At 65.0% G+C, this 206-nt stretch carries 1 protein-coding gene; it reads left to right on the top strand.

The window, feature by feature from the left end; all coding sequences use genetic code 11:
• Positions 1 to 206: hypothetical protein (locus EIP75_RS24260; RefSeq protein ID WP_158622979.1), on the top strand; the 206-nt coding region annotated here is incomplete at both ends.

Below are 206 nucleotides of genomic sequence, written 5' to 3'. Positions count from 1 at the left end.
TGCTGGGGCAACTGAACATGGGGCTGCAGCCGCTGTATGCGGCGGTGCGCGAGGACAAGGGCGCCTCCAATCCGATGGTTCAGGCTCAGGTCGAACGGATGCAGGCCCTGCAGAGGGAGATCGATACCGCCAAGGCGCGCAAGGTGCAGGAAAGCATGGGCCCAGCCGACCAGGCCAGCCAGCGGTTGGTACGAGTGGAAGAGCTC

Origin of the sequence: Aquabacterium soli, assembly GCF_003933735.1 — a bacterium.
In the GTDB taxonomy this organism is placed as follows: Bacteria; Pseudomonadota; Gammaproteobacteria; order Burkholderiales; family Burkholderiaceae_C; genus Aquabacterium; species Aquabacterium soli.
This window is presented reverse-complemented; position numbering and strand designations above follow the sequence as displayed.